At 58.4% G+C, this 16,814-nt stretch carries 14 protein-coding genes; all 14 read right to left on the bottom strand.

What is annotated here, in order from left to right; genetic code table 11:
- Positions 1-3: 3 nt before the first annotated feature.
- Positions 4-552 (bottom strand): GNAT family N-acetyltransferase, encoded by a 549-nt coding sequence (locus BLS41_RS07005; protein ID WP_074763639.1) that lies wholly within the window; start codon positions 550-552, stop codon positions 4-6.
- A 3-nt stretch (positions 553-555) separates the two neighbouring features.
- Positions 556-1,086 (bottom strand): GNAT family N-acetyltransferase, encoded by a 531-nt coding sequence (locus tag BLS41_RS07000; RefSeq protein ID WP_074763638.1) that lies wholly within the window; start codon positions 1,084-1,086, stop codon positions 556-558.
- A 58-nt stretch (positions 1,087-1,144) separates the two neighbouring features.
- Entirely contained in the window at positions 1,145-2,506 is a 1,362-nt protein-coding gene (locus tag BLS41_RS06995; RefSeq protein ID WP_074763637.1) for a TldD/PmbA family protein, read from the bottom strand.
- On the bottom strand, positions 2,506-3,942 hold the full coding sequence (locus tag BLS41_RS06990) for a TldD/PmbA family protein (protein WP_074763636.1): 1,437 nt from the start codon (positions 3,940-3,942) through the stop codon (positions 2,506-2,508). Before BLS41_RS06990 ends, BLS41_RS06995 begins: the two co-directional genes overlap by 1 nt.
- Positions 3,935-5,602: an ABC transporter ATP-binding protein gene (locus tag BLS41_RS06985; RefSeq protein ID WP_074763635.1), complete on the bottom strand. Its 1,668-nt coding sequence runs from the start codon at positions 5,600-5,602 to the stop codon at positions 3,935-3,937. The genes BLS41_RS06990 and BLS41_RS06985 overlap by 8 nt, the downstream gene beginning before the upstream one ends.
- Positions 5,599-6,714 carry an ABC transporter permease gene (locus BLS41_RS06980; protein WP_074763634.1) on the bottom strand — a complete coding sequence of 372 codons (1,116 nt, stop codon included), beginning with the start codon at positions 6,712-6,714 and terminating at the stop codon, positions 5,599-5,601. Before BLS41_RS06980 ends, BLS41_RS06985 begins: the two co-directional genes overlap by 4 nt.
- Positions 6,668-7,720 (bottom strand): microcin C ABC transporter permease YejB, encoded by a 1,053-nt coding sequence (locus tag BLS41_RS06975; RefSeq protein ID WP_074763633.1) that lies wholly within the window; start codon positions 7,718-7,720, stop codon positions 6,668-6,670. Before BLS41_RS06975 ends, BLS41_RS06980 begins: the two co-directional genes overlap by 47 nt.
- Before the next feature lie 8 nt (positions 7,721-7,728).
- Positions 7,729-9,606 (bottom strand): extracellular solute-binding protein, encoded by a 1,878-nt coding sequence (locus BLS41_RS06970; RefSeq protein WP_074766334.1) that lies wholly within the window; start codon positions 9,604-9,606, stop codon positions 7,729-7,731.
- Between the two features lie 218 nt (positions 9,607-9,824).
- Positions 9,825-12,569 carry a TonB-dependent receptor gene (locus tag BLS41_RS06965; protein ID WP_074763632.1) on the bottom strand — a complete coding sequence of 915 codons (2,745 nt, stop codon included), beginning with the start codon at positions 12,567-12,569 and terminating at the stop codon, positions 9,825-9,827.
- 334 nt (positions 12,570-12,903) lie between these two features.
- On the bottom strand, positions 12,904-13,479 hold the full coding sequence (locus BLS41_RS06960; protein ID WP_074763631.1) for a helix-turn-helix domain-containing protein: 576 nt from the start codon (positions 13,477-13,479) through the stop codon (positions 12,904-12,906).
- Between the two features lie 260 nt (positions 13,480-13,739).
- Positions 13,740-14,945 (bottom strand): tetratricopeptide repeat protein, encoded by a 1,206-nt coding sequence (locus tag BLS41_RS06955; RefSeq protein WP_074763630.1) that lies wholly within the window; start codon positions 14,943-14,945, stop codon positions 13,740-13,742.
- A gap of 9 nt (positions 14,946-14,954) precedes the next feature.
- Positions 14,955-15,383, bottom strand: a complete 429-nt coding sequence (locus BLS41_RS06950; RefSeq protein WP_074763629.1) for an ExbD/TolR family protein — start codon at positions 15,381-15,383, stop codon at positions 14,955-14,957.
- A 59-nt stretch (positions 15,384-15,442) separates the two neighbouring features.
- Positions 15,443-15,865, bottom strand: coding sequence for an ExbD/TolR family protein (locus BLS41_RS06945; protein ID WP_074763628.1), 423 nt, complete (start codon positions 15,863-15,865; stop codon positions 15,443-15,445).
- 12 nt (positions 15,866-15,877) lie between these two features.
- Positions 15,878-16,780, bottom strand: coding sequence for a MotA/TolQ/ExbB proton channel family protein (locus BLS41_RS06940; RefSeq protein ID WP_074763627.1), 903 nt, complete (start codon positions 16,778-16,780; stop codon positions 15,878-15,880).
- Between the last annotated feature and the right edge of the window lie 34 nt (positions 16,781-16,814).

Below are 16,814 nucleotides of genomic sequence, written 5' to 3'. Positions count from 1 at the left end.
TGTTCAGATTGTCTCGAAACGAGGCGCGTCGACAATGCGCGCCATATGTATAACGTCGGCCAGGACGCCGTCGCGCATCGCATAAGCACGCGAGCGCCCTTCTTCGACGAACCCGGCGCTGAGATATAGCGCGATTGCCGGCACATTATCGGCAAACACGGTCAGTTCGACCCGGCGTAACCCCAGCGAGTTGTCGGCGTAATCGGTTAGCGCGTGTAACAGCGCCGAGCCAACACCGCGACGCTGATACGCATCGTGCACCGCCAGGCCGAGACTCGCACAATGTGAACGGCCGGGGCGATACGTTTCAAGGCTGGCATTGCCCACTATCGTGTCGTCGAGCCACGCGCACACAATCACACTGCCCTCGCGCCTGCTCTCACTCCATACCCGTATCTGTTCGATCCGGCGATAGCCGGTTGACAGTGTGCCGCGCCGCACGGCGGGCAGATTCATGATTTCGGCGAGCGCTTCCATATCGGCCGGCTCGCATCGCTTCACCGTTACGCGATTCCTGAGTGACGCGTCGCTCTGCAACGTTGTTTCGTTCATGGTCTAGTTCGCGGCGAGGTTGGAACCGGAGACTGGCGGCATCAATGGCGCGGGTTCGCGCAAACGTGCCATCAAATAGCAGTCTATCAACACGCCACGACGCAAGACAGCACCGCGTTGACGCGCTTCGATCACGAAACCGAATTTGCGATACAACGCGAGCGCCGCATGGTTGTCGGCGAATACGGTCAACTCGATGCGACGCAGGCCGAGCCAATTGTCGGCGAGATCGAGTAATTCGCTCATCAACACGTTGCCGATGCCGCGCCGCTGCCACGCGTCGTGAACACCAATCGCGAGCGATCCGGCATGCGCACGCCGACCTTTGAATGGCGTCAATTCCGCTTCACCGACAAACGTATCGCCTACCATCGCCGCAATAGCTATTTCACGCGGATCGAGCTTTTCGATGTACTCCCGCGTGACCGTCACCGACTCGAATGGCACATGCGGATTGCCATGAACGACCGCGGGCAGCTGCAGCATCGCGTGGAATTGCCCGGCATCGGCAACACGCAATGCACGCAACGTCATGCCCTCGGGCAATCTCCCAGATTCTACTTTTTCTTCCAGATTTTTTTGGCCCATAGGCTCATAACGTCAGTTCAAATGATCTCACCAGAATGCCGGGTAGTTGCATGCCGCCCGTGGCGCGCTCGCCCCAGGTCGAATCGCTCAATTGCAGTTCCGCTTCCGCACCGAGTTGTTCGAGTTCGCCGCCTAGCAGGCGGTACAGGCTATCGTCGAAACGCATGGCTTCGAGCGGCGCAACGATTTCACCGTCTTCCACCCAGAAGGTCGCAAAGCGCGTCATGCCGGTGAGCCGGCAATTCATCCGGTCTGAAAAATTCACGTACCAGAGATTGCCGATGTAGAGACCTGTACCCAGTTTTGCGAGTACATCTTCTTCGCGCAGATCACCCGCTTCCATTGAAAGCGCGACGGGCGATTCGTTCGGCAATGCGCCATTCGGTGTCAAACCATACTCGCGTGCGCTCCGGGCGTTAGTCAGTCGCTCGACACTCCGGCCCGCTTCGATCAGCGCAACGCTGTCGCGCAAATAGCCGTCGTCGTTGAAACCCGGGGTAATGCCGAGCGTCAGATCTTCGCTGATCGTCACACGCGGATCGAGCGTCACTTCACCGGTATGCAGCTTGTACAACTCACTACGCGAACTCGCCTGAGCCCGTGCGGAAAACCCGGCCCACGAAGCAACGCCCAACAGTTCGGCAAGCGCGGCAGGCGCAATCCACGAACGATAACGCCCCGGCGACAATGCACGCGGCGCTCGGGCGAGCACCGTGAGTCGAGTCGCGGCCTGCTCGACTTTATTGGCGAATACAGCGTCACTCCAGTCGTCGCCAGCGTAAGTCGTCTTGATCGCGCGGCCGCTCGGGTCATAGAGCGACCAGCTGAAATTGAAGTTGTCCACCTCATACCAGCCCCGACTACCGCTCGTGGACGCGAAGCCGCGCACAATCGTGCCGCCGGCGTAGAAGCCGACGAAATCGAGCCCCTTTGCACACTCCGCCACCACGCGGGACAGATTACCGGGATCGGGTAGCTTGCCGGAACGCTGCGTGACGCGTGACCATTTCGTCGTGTCGAACAGCAGATGCGGATCGTCGGCGGCATCGCGCAGACCTTCGCGCAAGGCGGCGAGCGCCGAGCTGACGTCGTCGAGATCCTGTTGCAGATCGCCGCAAACCGTCAGCGTCGAATACGCCTGACGTGCTCCGTCGATCAGACGCAGCGTCAGCTTGCCTTGCGACACGCTGCCGGTCTGCCTCACTTTGCCCGCGTTGAAGCGGATAAAGTCGGACTGCTCACCCGCGAACGAGCTGAGTGTGGTCTCGCCGCTCTGTTGCAAACGCTCGATGGCATCGGCCAATGAATTGAAATAGCTTTGCCAGTCCACCGACGCCGCCGCGCGTGAAGAAATCAACTGGCTCATCACGCGCCTCCAAATACGTCGATATTGCTGAACACGCATGCGGGCGACGCATGTCCCACACGAATAATCTGCGCAGGTTCGCCCTTGCCGCACATCGACGTGCCATACACTTCGCGAGTGGACGCATTGCCCACCGCACTTAAACTGCGCCAGAAATTCGCGGATATGCCGCGATAATTCGGCTGTTTTACAACCTGAGTGAGTTTGCCGTTTTCAATCAGCTGACCGAATTCGCAGCCGAACTGGAATTTGTTCCGGTGATCGTCAATCGACCACGACGTATTCGTGCGCATCAGAATGCCATGTTCGATATTGCCGATCATCTGCTCCAGCGAACTCTCGCCAGGTTCGATATTCAGATTCGCCATTCTGTCAATTGGCGGCCGGTTCCAGTTCGATGCGCGCGAGTTGGCAACGCCTGACATTCCCGCGCGCTGCTGTGACAGTGCGCCGCCTAACGGACGTTCGAGTATGCCGTCACGAATCAGATACTCTTTGCGCGCTTCCGTGCCGTCGTCGTCGAATGCATAAGCAGCCGCTTCTTCTCGCAGATCGGGATCGAACGTGACGTTCAGCAATTCCGAGCCGTAGCGATACGAACCGAACATCTCCTGCTTGACGAAACTCCAGCCCGCAAAATTGCGTTCGTCACCGAGAATCCGGTCAAGCTCCAGCGGATGACCAATCGATTCGTGAATCTGCAACATCATCTGATCGGGCATGAGCAGCAAATCACGCTTACCCGACGGGCAATTCGGCGCAGCCAGCAATTGCAGTGCTTCATTAGCGACGCGCACGCCTGATCCTTCGAAACCGAAACGCGCCAGCACTTCCATTCCGCCTTGTCCCAGCGTGCCGTAATTGCCGCCCAGCGTGCGTGTCTGCGTATCGCCATTCGCATGGGCCGCTACGCTCAATTGCGGCATCACGAACTGGAATTGCTGATCGATTCGAACACCTTCGCTGGTGATATAAAACTGATCGGCATGCGTAATCTGCACCGCCGCAACGCGCTCGACAATGCGCGTATCGAGATTCGCGCGGGCGCATTCCATGCCCAGAATGTCGAGCCATTCTGCCCGGCCCGGCAACGGCTTCTGCACATTCGGCGATATATAGGCACCGCTCGCAGCAGGCCGCACAACCTCGCGATGATCGATCAACGAAAGCGACGCGCTTGCTTCAGCGCGTGCAGTAGCGATATCGAGTGCCGCCTGCAAACCCGCTGCCGACAGATTCGCGGTAGCCGCATAACCCGCGCCTGCGCCGACCCACGCGATCAACATCGCGCCGCGATCGCGCACGGTGCGCAGCGGCTGCGCGATATCGTTGCGGATTTCGTGATCGTCGACCCGTTCGTCGACAATGCGCAGCGACCAGAACGCCGCGTCACTTTTTAGCGCACGGGCGGCTTGCGCCCAACGTTCGTCAATCATTGGCATTTTCCGTTGAAATCATGCTGACGGCCTGCTCGGGCACGGCAAGCGACGAAGCCAGCAACGACCGTGTATAAGGATGCGATGGCGCATGCAATACGTCGAGCGTGTCACCGGATTCGACAACACGCCCCGATTTCATCACAATCACGCGATGCGCCATGGCCCGCATCACCGCCAGATCGTGCGTAATGAACAGATAGCTTAGCGCGTATTTCTTTTGCAGATTGGTGAGCAAACTCAACACCTGCTTCTGGATCGATACGTCGAGTGCGCTGGTCGGTTCATCGAGTACCAGCAATTCCGGCTGCACCGCCAGGGCGCGCGCAATCGCAATGCGTTGCCGCTGACCACCGGAGAACTCCTGGGGATAGCGCAGCATCGATTCGGCGGGCATGCCGACTTCTTCGAGCAAACTGCCCACACGCGCGCGACGCGCTTTGACGTCGATTTCCGGGCGATGCATGACGAGACCCTCGCCGACGATCTGTTCGACGGTCATGCGCGGCGATAGTGAGCCGAACGGGTCCTGAAACACGACTTGCATGCGTGAATACAACGCGCGACGCGACTTCGCGGTTTTCAGCGTCGAAAGCGGCATGCCGTCGATATGAATATAGCCCGCCGCAGGTTGCTGAAGACCGAGCACCGCGGCCGCGAGCGTCGATTTTCCCGACCCCGATTCGCCGACGATACCGAGCGTTTCCCCGCGCCGCACGCTCAGATCGATGTCATGAACTGCACGGAAAGTGGAGCTGCCGAACATCGAACGCCAGCCTTTCGCGGACGTGCGGTAATCGACGGCCAGCCCTTGCACTTCGAGCAGACGGCGCGCTTTCGAGTCGACCGGTTCGATTGCCCGTTGCGGCTCGCTGTCCAGCAGACGCTGCGTGTATGGATGCTGCGGATTTGCAAATAGTGCTTCCGTGGTGTTGGTTTCCACGAGAACGCCCTTCTCCATCACTGCGACACGCTGCGCAAAACGCTTCACCAGATTCAGATCGTGCGTGATGAGCAGCACCGCCATCCCGCGTTCCGCTGCTTCCTGCTCCTGCAACGAAATCAGCAGATCGACAATCTGCTGACGCACGGTGACGTCGAGCGCGGTGGTCGGCTCGTCGGCGAGCAATAGACGCGGACGGCATGCAAGTGCCATTGCGATCATTGCGCGCTGTCGTTGCCCACCGGACAACTGGTGCGGAAAGCTGTCGATTCTGCGTTCGGGCTCGGGAATGCCGGTACGGCGCAGCAACTCGATGCCGCGCTGGCGCGCTGCGTTGGGACGCAAACCCTCATGCAGTCGCAGACTTTCCGCAATCTGCTTGCCGATCGTGAAGAGCGGATTGAGCGCGGTCATCGGTTCCTGAAACACCATTGCCACGTCTGCACCACGCAGGCCGCGCATCTGTTGCTCGGTTTTCTGCAACAGGTCCTCGCCGTCGAGCAACATCCGGCCACTCAATTCCGCATGTTCTACGAGTCGCAGAATGGATAACGCCGTCACGCTCTTACCGGAACCCGATTCTCCGACCAGCGCCACGCGCTCGCCGCGTGCAATTGAAAGGCTCAATTCATGCACTGCCACCTTCCCACCGAAACGCACGGAAAAGCGGTCGATTTCGAGCAAGGGTCTGTTCTCGTGCATCTGCATTGCTGTCATCGCGGACCTCCACCGAAGGCCGAACCGCGCGAACGCGTGTCGAGTGCATTACGCAGCGCGTCGCCCATAAAGGTCAATAGCAACAACGTGATGACCAGTGCAGCAAATGCCGACATCGAAATCCACCATGCGTCGAGATTGTTTTTGCCTTCCTGTAGCAACTCGCCGAGGCTCGGTGTCGGCGGCGGCACGCCAAGTCCGAGAAAGTCGAGACTCGTCAGCGACAGAATGGCCGCGCTCATTCGAAACGGCAGGAATGTAATCACGGGCGTAAGACTGTTCGGCAACACATGGCGCCACATGATCTGCCAGTTGCTCAGACCCATCGTGCGCGCCGCTCTCACGTAGTCGAGCGAGCGGTTACGCAGGAACTCGGCGCGCACATAGTCGGACAGCACGAGCCAGCCGAACATCGACAGCAGAATGAAGAGCAACCACAGCGTGGGTTCGAAAATCGACGCAAAGATAATCAGCAGGTAGAGGTCCGGCATCGAACTCCATATTTCGATCAGCCGCTGACCGACAAGATCGGTTCGGCCGCCATAAAAGCCCTGAATGGCCCCCGTCAATACGCCGATCAATACGCCCGATACCGTGAGCGCAAGCGCCATCAGTACCGACAGTCTGAAGCCATAAAGAAGTCTCGCCAGCACATCGCGTCCGAATTGATCCGTGCCGAGCCAATTCGTCGTGGTCGGTGGAGCGGGATAAGGATGTGCGGCGAAGTAGTCGATCGTGTCGTAATGAAAATGATTCGGCGGATAGACCGCAAAGTTGCCTTTGGATTCGAGACGCGAGCGGATATACGGGTCGAGATAATTCGCGCGCGCGGGAAAGTCTCCGCCGAATAGCGTCTCCGGGTAATCCTTCACGATCGGGAAATAATAGTGCCCGTCGTAACGGACTATCAGCGGACGATCGTTCGACAGCACCTCGCCGAGCAGGCTGATGGCGAACAGCGACACGAAGATCACCAGACTCCAGTAGCCAAGGCGCTGTTGTTTAAAGCGAAGCCACGTACGCCGCCACGGTGACGGCGACGCCGCGTGCGCCGCGCCGGACGAATCAGCGGTCCAGGCGGTTGAATTGGATGCGGGGGTCGACGAGGACATAGCAGACGTCAGCAATGAGTTTGGTTACGAGGGCGATCAGCGTGAACAGAAACAGCGAGCCGAGCACAACGGGATAATCACGGCGAATCACCGAGTCGTACGAAAGCTGGCCCATGCCGTCGAGGGAGAACAGTGTTTCGATCAGCAGATTGCCGTTCAGAAACGCGCCGACGAAGGCCGCGGGCAAACCGGTCAGCAAGGGAATCGCCGCATTGCGCAATACGTGCTTCCACAACACGTCACGCTCCGGCGAACCTTTCGCGCGCGCTGTCAATACATACTGCCGGCCGATTTCTTCGAGAAAAGTATTCTTGGTGAGGATCGTGACGATCGCGAAGTTGCCCACCACCGAAGCAGTCACCGGCAAGACGATATGCCACAGATAGTCGAGTAGCTTCCCGAAAGTACTGAGGTCGCTGAAGTTATCCGACGTGAGACCGCGCATGGGAAACACCTGCCAGAAGGTGCCGCCGCCGAACAGCATCAGCAACAAAACGCCGAGTACGAAGCCTGGAATCGCATAACCCGCGAGTACCAGAACACTGGTGAGCGTATCGAAACGTGAGCCATTGCGTACCGCTTTAGCAATACCTAAAGGCACCGACACCAGATAGGTCAGCAATACCGTCCACAGTCCCAACGTGATCGACACCGGCAGCTTCGAGCGAATCACCGCCCATACGCTGTCATGCTGGTAGTACGACTGGCCGAGATCGAATGTCGCGTAACGCCGGAGCATCAGAAAATAGCGTTCTAGCGGCGGTTTATCGAAGCCGAACTGTTTCTTGATCTGTTCGAGTTGCTGCGGATCGACACCCTGGCTGCCGTGATAGCCACCACCGCCCGCCCCTGCCTCTCCACCACGGCCAGTGCCGTGGCGGAGTTGCGTCATCACCTGTTCGACCGGCCCACCCGGCACGAACTGCGTAACGACAAAGGTGAGCGTCACCACGCCGAGCAGTGTCGGCACCATCAGGAGCAATCGTCTGAGAATGTAGGCGAGCATGCGGTGCCTCAGTGGGCCGTAGTCGTGGAAGAGGATGCGGTTTGCGCGGGCGGCTGCTTCGCGTACCAGTAGTCGATTACCCAGTCCTCGTATTGATACGACACGGGCACAGTGGACGGATGAGCGAGTGTCGACTTGTAGCCGATCCGCGCACCGGGTGCGTAGTATTGGGGAACGAGATAGTACGAGTTGATCATCACGCGATCCAGCGCGCGGGTCGCGGCTTCCAGATCGTCGAGGTTGTCGGCAGCAAGCGCGGAATGAATCAGCGAATCCACGGCCTTCGAACGAATGCCAGGATAGTTCTCCGAGCCGACCTGCGACGCCGCCGCGCTACCGAAACGGCGTGTCAACTCCGCACCCGGAATCGTGACGGGCGAGTAAATATAGGTGGTCATGTCGTATTCGAAGTTGTCGAGCCGCTTCTGGTAAAGCGCGCTGTCGAGTTCACGCATATGCGCCTGAATGCCGAGCGTGCCGAGTGCCTGCATGTACGGCAGAATCAGGCGATCCATGCCAGGCTGGTCATCCATCACCTCGATAGTCATCGGCGTGCCGTTCGCGTCGCGCAATGCGCCGTCGCGATAGTGCCAACCGGCTTGCGCGAGCAGATCACGCGCTTCCCGCAAATTGCCGCGCAATGAATCGGGAGCGATCGTGGTGGGCTGCTTCAGCATCGGGCCGAAAGCTTCGGACGGGATGCTGCCCCGCCAGGGATTGAGCAATGCCAACTCTTTGGTACTGGGCATACCGGTCGCTGCGAACGGACTCGCGTCGAAATAGCTTTGCGTGCGCCGATATTGACCGTAGAACATCATGCGGTTCATCCAGTCGTAATCGAAGGCGAGGCTCAGTGCGTGACGCACGCGCACGTCCTGGAACATCGGCTTGCGCATGTTGATCAGAAAGCCCTGCATCTGCGCGGGACCATCCGCGAAATCGCCTTTCTTCAACAAGCCGTTATCGAAGTTCTTGCCGATATATTTGCGTGCCCATTGAGTCGCGCTATATTCCACGTCGATGTCATCGTTGCCAGCCTTGAACGCTTCGAGTTTCGTGTACTGGTCGCGATAGAGCTTGAACGTAATGCGCTCGAAGTGGTACATGCCACGCCGCGACGGCAGATTAGCCGCCCAATAGTCCGGGTTGCGGCGGTAAGAAATCTGCTTGTCGTTCTTGCGATCTTCTATCAGATACGGGCCGCTGCTGATGGGCGGCGCCGTCGCTATCTGATCGAAAGGAAGACGCTTGCCGTTTTCCTGCATGCCCCATTTCGGAGAGAAGACCGGCAGGTCACCGGCAATGAGAGGCGCGTCACGCTCTGCATGTTTGAAATCGAAGCGGATAGTGCTTTTATCGACCACCGTCGCGCTCTTGATCACCGCGAATTGCGCGTTGAATAGCGGCGATGCCTGTGCGCTCGTCAGCGTGTCGAATGAGTACTTTACGTCGGCGGCGGTAATCGGATCACCGTTCGAAAAGCGCGCGGCAGGATTGATGTGAAATGTCGCCGAAGTCAGATCGTCAGCAACGTCTACATCGTTCGCAATCAATGGATATTCAGAGGCCAGTTCGTCCCAGCTACGCTGCATGAGCGTATCGAACATCAGATTCAGAATATCCGGGGCAGGTGCACCCCGCACGAGAAATGGATTCAGCGAATCGTAAGTTTGCAGGTCGTTGTAGTTCTGGAACGTCAGCGCACCGTTCGCGGGGGCATCCGGATTCGCGTAATCGAAATGCGTGAAATTCGCGGGGTACTTCGGCTGGTCGTACTGTGAGATCGACGGCTTCGCCTGCGCGGGCATCGAGACAGCGCCGAGCGCACACAACGCTATCGCCACAGACGGCACGGCGCGCGACAACCGGAACTTCACATGTCTCATCATCAGTTTTGCTTGGAAACGCGCACCAGATCAGATATGGAGCGCTTCGTCCAGTGGACGGGATGGCGCTCGCGATCACGCTCGCGCCACTCAAACACACTATGCAACACCAAAATTCATGCGCTCCGGCTCTGGATGAAAAGAACCGGAGCGCATTGCCCGTTCATCGGCAAATCATTACCCAATTGTTGCCAACAAACGGACACCGCCGTTAAACATCAGAACTTGTACGTTGCACCGATCTGCGCATAACGGCCATAGTAGTTGTACAGCGACTGGTCATAACCGGTCTGATCGAGACCGTTCTGCCAGACGGCGTCAAACGGAGGCGCCTTGTTGAAGATGTTGTTGATACCGGCGTAAATCGTCCAGTGCTTGATACCCGTGTAAGTTGCATACAGGTTGAACTGGCTGTACGACGCGACGCTCTGCGAGCCGTCGCCGACAATCGCCTGCGAGTAGGGGCCGGTGTATTGCCACGTCAATGACGTCGTCCACTTGTTGTACGCCCAGCTCAACTCGGTGTTGCCCTTCCAGCGCGGGAAGCTGCCGCCGAAAGGCTGTTCGATCGCAAGGTTATTACCCGCTGAATTGATCGGCGATTGACCCGGCAGGCCGATCTTGAAGTGGTTCACATAAGCCCAGTCCGCAGACAGCGTGAATGTACCCACCGTTGTCTTCAACGACTGACGCAGCGTGCCTTCGAAACCGTCCGTGTCGAGGTAACCCAGATTCTCGTACGGCAGATTGACGTAAGCAATCGAGCCGTCCGGATTGCGGACCACTTGCGACGGATTATTCTGTTCGATCACAGTCGGCAGGTTGGCCTGTCCGATCACGTTGGTCACGCGAATCTTGTACCAGTCGAAGCCCACATCGGTCGTACGCGTCGGCGACAGTTCGAAGCCGAGGTTGTAGTTCTTCGTACGTTCGGGTTGCAGATTCGGGTTGCCTTCCGACACCGTATTGACGAGGTTATTGCCGTTCTGTTGCAAGCCCACGTTTGTCGACGCCGTGTTTTCCACGAACGTCGGTGCACGGAAGCCGCGGTTAAAAGAGCCGTACATCGTCAACGCCGAAACCGGCTGATAGCGCAACGCGTAGCGCGGCGAGAACGCACCGCCGAAGTCGCTATAGTGGTCGTAGCGGCCCGACTGACTGAACGTCAGGTTACGGATAATAGGAATGTCGATCTGGTAATAGATCGCCGCGACGTTGCGCTCGCCGCTCACCGATTGAAGCAGCGGGTTCGCGACTTCACCGCTTGTGAACTCTGCGCCCTGGCCAATGAACTCGCTCTCGTGAAGGAACTGTGCGCCGAGACCGAGGCCAACGTCGCCAGTCGGAATCTTGAAGAGCGTCGGGGTCGACAGCGTCGCGTCAAGCGTATCGAGCTTCGAGATACCTTCGTTCGTGGCCTGCATGAACAGACCGTTCAGGCCGTTCGGCGTCGACGACGGATTGGCGAAGTTATAAACGTTGCCTTGATAGATGTTCGCGAGCGCAGCCGCGTTCAGCACGTTGTTATACGTGTTGTCGACCGTGCTTTGGGAATGGCTATACGACGCTGCCCAGTCCCAGTCGCCATTCGGCGCGGTGAACGAACCCTTCAAGCCGGTAGACGCACGCCAGAAGTTCGAGTAAGTCGTGTCCGACGTCGCGTACGGGAAACTGTAGATCAGCGGAGTAGCCGCCCCGAACGGGTTGTACAACGCGCCCGCAGGGACGTTGATATTGAAGTCGCTGAGCGTCTTGGTTGCCGGGTTCCAGATCAGCGTGGAAGGCGCATTGCCGACGGTCTGCACGCCATTGTTCATGGTCGTGGTGTTGTTGCTTTCCCAAAGATCTGCGAACGCCGTTGTCCGGTCGTCGATCTTGAAGTCAGCGTGGACCTTTGCGCTGAGGCGATCCACCAGCGGCGAGATCGATGTGCTTTCCGCCGTATTGGCGCCGCAGACCGTGCCGGCCGTTTGCGTGTAGTAGTTCGTCGACGCGTCGCGCACCGAGCCGCCGCTTGGGCAACCACCGATCAGAGCCTGCGGACCATTCGCCGTTTGCCAGAACGAAGGTGCGAGCAACGACAGACCACCCGCCTTATTCGTGAAGTCCTGGTTCTGCGTGGTGTCGCGGTCTGCCAGCGTAAAGCCGTTCGAGTGGTAATAACTCGCTGCCGCCGTCACGTTAAAGCGATCGGAATTCAGGTCGCCGAAGCCGCCGAGAACGCTAAACTGGGTCGTGCCCTCGCCGCCCTGCGTCGCACCGCCATAGCTGCCGTCGAGCTGCAATCCCTGGTAGTCGTGTTTCGTAATGATGTTGACCACGCCGGCAATCGCGTCGGAGCCATATTGCGACACGGCGCCGGTTTTCACGATTTCCACGCGATCAATAATGTTCAGCGGCAACGTATTCAGATCGAAGAACGTATCCGTTCCGTTCGATGCGAACGCATACGGCGCCACGCGTTGACCATCGACCAGCACCAGCGTGTATTTTTCGCTCAGGCCTCGCAGTGCGAGACCCGCGCCGCCCGCCGCGAAGTTACTGCTTTGTCCCTCGCTCCAGCTACTGGCCGAGTTTGCCGACGTGCCGCGCAGATAGTCTGATACGTTGGTATAGCCGCTATTTGAAATGTCTTTTGCGGTGATGGTCTGAACCGAATTGAAGCCCGTCTTGTCTGATTGACGGATCAGCGAACCGGTCACTTCAAACTTCTTCAGTTGCTGAACGTTGCCCTTGCCCGTCGTCGTCGCGCCGCTGTCCGCAGACGATGTCGCAGCCGCACCCGATCCAGGAACCGCCGCCGCAGCCGCAGCCGGCGTGCTTTCCGCCGTCGTTGAAGCCGTCGCCGTTCCGGTTGCGGCCGGCTGGCTTTGTGCAAATGCCGGAACGGCAATTGCAGCCGACAACGCCAGTTCAGCCCAGATTATTCTTTTGATGGCCAACGCCAATGCCCGTTGTTTCATTTTTCCCCTTCTCGCTCGTCAGTAAGGCCACAGCTATATGTGATGAGAGATCTTGTGGACCTCTCCACTCGATATACGGCGATCTTGCGCCGCGTTCCGTTTAAAGCCGCTCCGTCCATCAAGACGGAGTTCTTCAAATCATTCAAACTCGGACTACTAATTTCTTACAAACGAAATGCGCAGCGCTTTCTGTTTTCTTATCTTCTTGTTTCAATCGGCATCACGCATGTGTCGTACGCAATACCGGGTTTTCAAAATCGATTTACCCTTAAGGCATACTTATGAATGTGGATCGACTACCTTTGCGAGAAGGAACGAAACCAGTAATACGGCACTAGAACAATCGTGGAGTACCTACCCACACAAGCACTGCTTCTTCGCCGGCAGTATTGGACCAGGCGTGCGGCACGGTGGACTCGTAATGCGCGGTGTCACCTGCCTGCAATACGAACGTCGTACCTTCCAGGGTGAGCGATATCTGGCCGCTCATCACATACAGAAACTCTTCACCCGCATGCGTCGTGACTTCCGACGGGTTCTGCCCCACCGGCATCCTGACGAGAATCACTTCCAGCTTGCTGCCTACCGACAGATTCGTGAGCCGCCCAAATCGATTAGCGGTTCCGTCGAATCCGAAGTACTTCAACTCACTCGCCCTGCGCACCGATTTGTCTTCGGTCGGTGTGTCGACGAAGTACTGCACCGTAACGCCTAAAGCGCGAGCAATACCAACCAGTGAGGTAATTGAAGGTGTTGCGTGCCCCCGTTCAACCTGCGACAGAAAGGGTTTGGAAATCCCCGCAGTCGTTGCCACTTCATCCAGCGTTCGCTTGAGCCGTTGGCGAAGCGCGCGAATCTTGCTTCCTATAGCGACTGCAATGTGTGCCTTGTTATCGAGTGGCAAAACCATAGCAAGACAGAATCCTGTAGTCAAAAATAGTTTGATAAAAGCTAATTATGTTTAGTCGAATACCAACATCCTCCCTGAGACACCACCGTTAAGGCAGTGACCAATCGTCATGAATAACGTGATGAATGTGATTCTGAAAAAACGACAAGCGCCGACTCTCAGGGTAAAGACGCGTTTGCAATCGAATTGCAATAGCGAGTACAACCGCGTTAAACACGCGCTTTACCAGGAGAGAGGAAAGAGCCTGACTATGAATGTTCTTATTTCGATGCCACCAGTACCCATAAACGAGCGAGATCGGCCGAACCGTCAGTGCCTTTAACCGCACGAAACGCCTGGACGGCCCGCGCCTTCTCACCAGCGAGGTAATAGGCTTCGCCGAGATGCAGTTGCGCCTGGTCCGGGTGATCGAGACCGCCCTTTGCAATTGCTGCCTCCATTCCCGCGAGACCCTGCTTTGCCTGTCCCGCAAAAACTTCGTTGAAAGCGACATCAACTGGCGCGACCGGGTTCGCCGGATCGGCGGGTGCCTGTGCGCGTTTTGCTGCCAACGCCTGCAGGCGCTTTTCACGCTCGGCCTGCGGATCGTGTCCGAGTGCACCTGACGTAAAGCCCTGATCGATCACCTGTTTGCCTTCAGCCGTGATGCCCGCGACGATAGCGAGTTGCGTCATCTCCATGTAGTCGTCGGCGGAAGTCAGCGAACCGGTGGCGCGACGCAGACGATACGTGTCGATATCGAGTGTCGATGCATAGCCCGGCTTGTTGCGGATGGCCGAGAATAGATCGTCCCAGTAAGACTGCTTCGGGTGATACGCGACCAGCTTTTCGAGTGTGCTGCGATACGTCGCGTCGTCCTTCACGCGCTGTGCGCAAGTGCCGAGCAATTGCAGTTGCGATTCGTCGGGCACACGACCGGCGTGAACTTGTGCATCGACGGCGGGTTTGAGCAGGCTCACCACACTCGCGCAATCGTTCGACAAGTAGTAAGACTGAACCAGCAACGTGTGCATATCAGGATCGTTGCCACCCGCCTTCAGATAACGCTGCGCTGTTTTAGCGGCTTGCGCGTAGTTTTTCTGCTGGAAATAGATGCCCGCGAGTGCCGCCTCAGTGCGCTGTTCGTCCGCGCCCGCGAGATGCCCCGAACTCAATAATGTTTCGTAGGCCTGAGCAGCGACAGCGGAGTCACCGGCAGCCGCCGCAGCCGCACCACGCATCTCCTCGATCACGGTGCTCTCGTACGGCGTCTTGCCTGGCACGGCCGCAGCCTGATCGATCTTCGTCAACGCGCCCTTGTAGTTGTGCGCGCGGTACAGGTTCTGTGCATCGTTCAGCGGCTTCGCCACGTCCGGGCGCAGTGTGTCTGCCGCATGCGACAGCGACGGCAGCATGGCGAGTGCGGAAAGACTGCCCAGAGCGGCCGCCATGACGGCGCGACGGAATCGTCGATGGATCGTTTGCATTGCCCTTTCCTATTGCATGTACTGCTCGTTGCCGATCAGCCCGATTTTCGTCGCGCCGATTCGTTGCGCGGACGCCATGACCGCAGCCACGTCCTTGTATGGCGCCAGCTTGTTCGGCCGCAAATGAATCTCGGCTTGCACGGGTTCCGCCGCGACTTGCGCAAGCCTGGATTCGAGCGCCGCGCGATCCGGCACAGGCTGTCCGTTCCACGTCGTCGTGCCATCGAAATCGATATCGATCTGCACCACTTCCGGCTGCGTGATCGGCGGCGGCGGATTACCCACCGGCAAGTTCATCTTGATCGCGTGCGTCTGGATCGGAATCGTGATGATCAGCATGATCAGCAACACCAGCATCACGTCGATCAACGGCGTGGTGTTGATATCGACCATTACGTCCGGCTCGGAACCACCGCCCGACGATACGTTCATTCCCATGATCGCCTCCTGTCGACCGGACCTCGCGGTTCAACGCGCGAGTCCGGTCACGTGCAAAGTTAGCCGCCGCGTGCGGGCGGCTCGGTGATAAACGAAACCTTCGCGATACCGGCGCGCTCGCACGCGGTAATGACCCGGCCGATAAATTCATAGCGCGTGCTTTGATCGCCGCGCACGTGGACTTCCGGTTGCGGCGTCATGACCGACACGCTTTTCAGGCGTGTCAGCAGCGTCGGCGCGTCGACCTGTTTCTCGTCCCAGAAGAAGTCGCCGTCGCGATTGACCGCAATGACGATGCTTTTCGGCGTGGTCTGCAACGGCTGGATCGTCTCCTTCGGCAACTGCACCGGTACCGTGTGCGTGACCACCGGAATCGTGATCAGAAAGATGATCAGCAGAACCAGCATCACATCGACGAGCGGCGTGGTGTTGATACTGGAGATGACCTCGTCGTTATCGTCCTGCCCAACGCTCATAGCCATGACGGACTCCGCTTATTGTGCGAGCGACGCTTCGCGAGTCGAGGCACGTTTGGAGCGGCGGCTGCCGGCCAGCAGAACCGTATGCAGTTGTGCGCCGAACGCACGCACACGCTCCATCACCGACTTGTTGCGACGAACCAGGAAGTTGTAGCCGAGCACGGCGGGCACCGCCACCGCGAGGCCGATTGCGGTCATGATCAGCGCTTCGCCGACCGGACCCGCGACCTTGTCGATCGATGCCTGGCCGGCAATACCGATTGCCGTCAGCGCGTGATAAATACCCCACACCGTGCCGAACAGGCCGACAAACGGCGCAGTCGAACCGACCGTACCAAGAAAAGCCAGGCCGTCTTGAAGACGATTGGAAACGTTGGTGATGGCGCGCTCGACCGATGTATCGATCCAGGTATTACGGTCCACTGCTTCGAGCAACGCTTCGTCGTGATGCTCGCCTGCCTCGATAGCCGTCTCGGCGATGAAGCGGAACGGCGATGCTTCGTCGAGCAGCTTCGCACCCTCGACCAGCGACGGCGCGCTCCACAACTGTTCGTCAGCACTCTTCGCACGACGATTGGCGCGGAATTGCTCGAGGAACTTGGTGATCATGATGTACCAGCTACCCATCGACATGATCACGAGCAGGATCAGAACGAAGCGCGCCACGAAGTCGCCGTTCTTCCAGAGTGCGCCGAGACCGTACGGGTTACTGACGGTTTCGGACGTGGCCGGCATCGGCGGCGGCGCGGCTTCGTCGGCGGCGGAGCCCGCTGTTTGCGGCGCGGCCGTAGCCGGTGCGGCAGCCGACGCGGTCGCGTCGCTAGCCTGTGCATGCGCCGTTTGCGGCGCGACAAAGTCCACCGTGGTGACGGCGATCAACATGCTTGCCGCCAGTGCGGCGAGAGTACGCTTCTTCATGCCTGCTCCATGTTCATTAGTACAACGTCAAAAC

The sequence above is a fragment of the Paraburkholderia fungorum genome (assembly GCF_900099835.1).
Classification (GTDB): domain Bacteria; phylum Pseudomonadota; class Gammaproteobacteria; order Burkholderiales; family Burkholderiaceae; genus Paraburkholderia; species Paraburkholderia fungorum_A.
This window is presented reverse-complemented; position numbering and strand designations above follow the sequence as displayed.

Coding starts and splice junctions, on each gene's coding strand:
- BLS41_RS06970 (WP_074766334.1), bottom strand. CDS start 9,606: ATGAGACATGTGAAGTTCCGGTTGTCGCGCGCCGTGCCGTCTGTGGCG.
- BLS41_RS06980 (WP_074763634.1), bottom strand. CDS start 6,714: ATGTCCTCGTCGACCCCCGCATCCAATTCAACCGCCTGGACCGCTGAT.
- BLS41_RS06965 (WP_074763632.1), bottom strand. CDS start 12,569: ATGAAACAACGGGCATTGGCGTTGGCCATCAAAAGAATAATCTGGGCT.
- BLS41_RS06955 (WP_074763630.1), bottom strand. CDS start 14,945: ATGCAAACGATCCATCGACGATTCCGTCGCGCCGTCATGGCGGCCGCT.
- BLS41_RS07000 (WP_074763638.1), bottom strand. CDS start 1,086: ATGACGTTGCGTGCATTGCGTGTTGCCGATGCCGGGCAATTCCACGCG.
- BLS41_RS06990 (WP_074763636.1), bottom strand. CDS start 3,942: ATGATTGACGAACGTTGGGCGCAAGCCGCCCGTGCGCTAAAAAGTGAC.
- BLS41_RS06995 (WP_074763637.1), bottom strand. CDS start 2,506: ATGAGCCAGTTGATTTCTTCACGCGCGGCGGCGTCGGTGGACTGGCAA.
- BLS41_RS06985 (WP_074763635.1), bottom strand. CDS start 5,602: ATGACAGCAATGCAGATGCACGAGAACAGACCCTTGCTCGAAATCGAC.
- BLS41_RS06940 (WP_074763627.1), bottom strand. CDS start 16,780: ATGAAGAAGCGTACTCTCGCCGCACTGGCGGCAAGCATGTTGATCGCC.
- BLS41_RS06950 (WP_074763629.1), bottom strand. CDS start 15,383: ATGGGAATGAACGTATCGTCGGGCGGTGGTTCCGAGCCGGACGTAATG.
- BLS41_RS06975 (WP_074763633.1), bottom strand. CDS start 7,720: ATGCTCGCCTACATTCTCAGACGATTGCTCCTGATGGTGCCGACACTG.
- BLS41_RS07005 (WP_074763639.1), bottom strand. CDS start 552: ATGAACGAAACAACGTTGCAGAGCGACGCGTCACTCAGGAATCGCGTA.
- BLS41_RS06960 (WP_074763631.1), bottom strand. CDS start 13,479: ATGGTTTTGCCACTCGATAACAAGGCACACATTGCAGTCGCTATAGGA.
- BLS41_RS06945 (WP_074763628.1), bottom strand. CDS start 15,865: ATGGCTATGAGCGTTGGGCAGGACGATAACGACGAGGTCATCTCCAGT.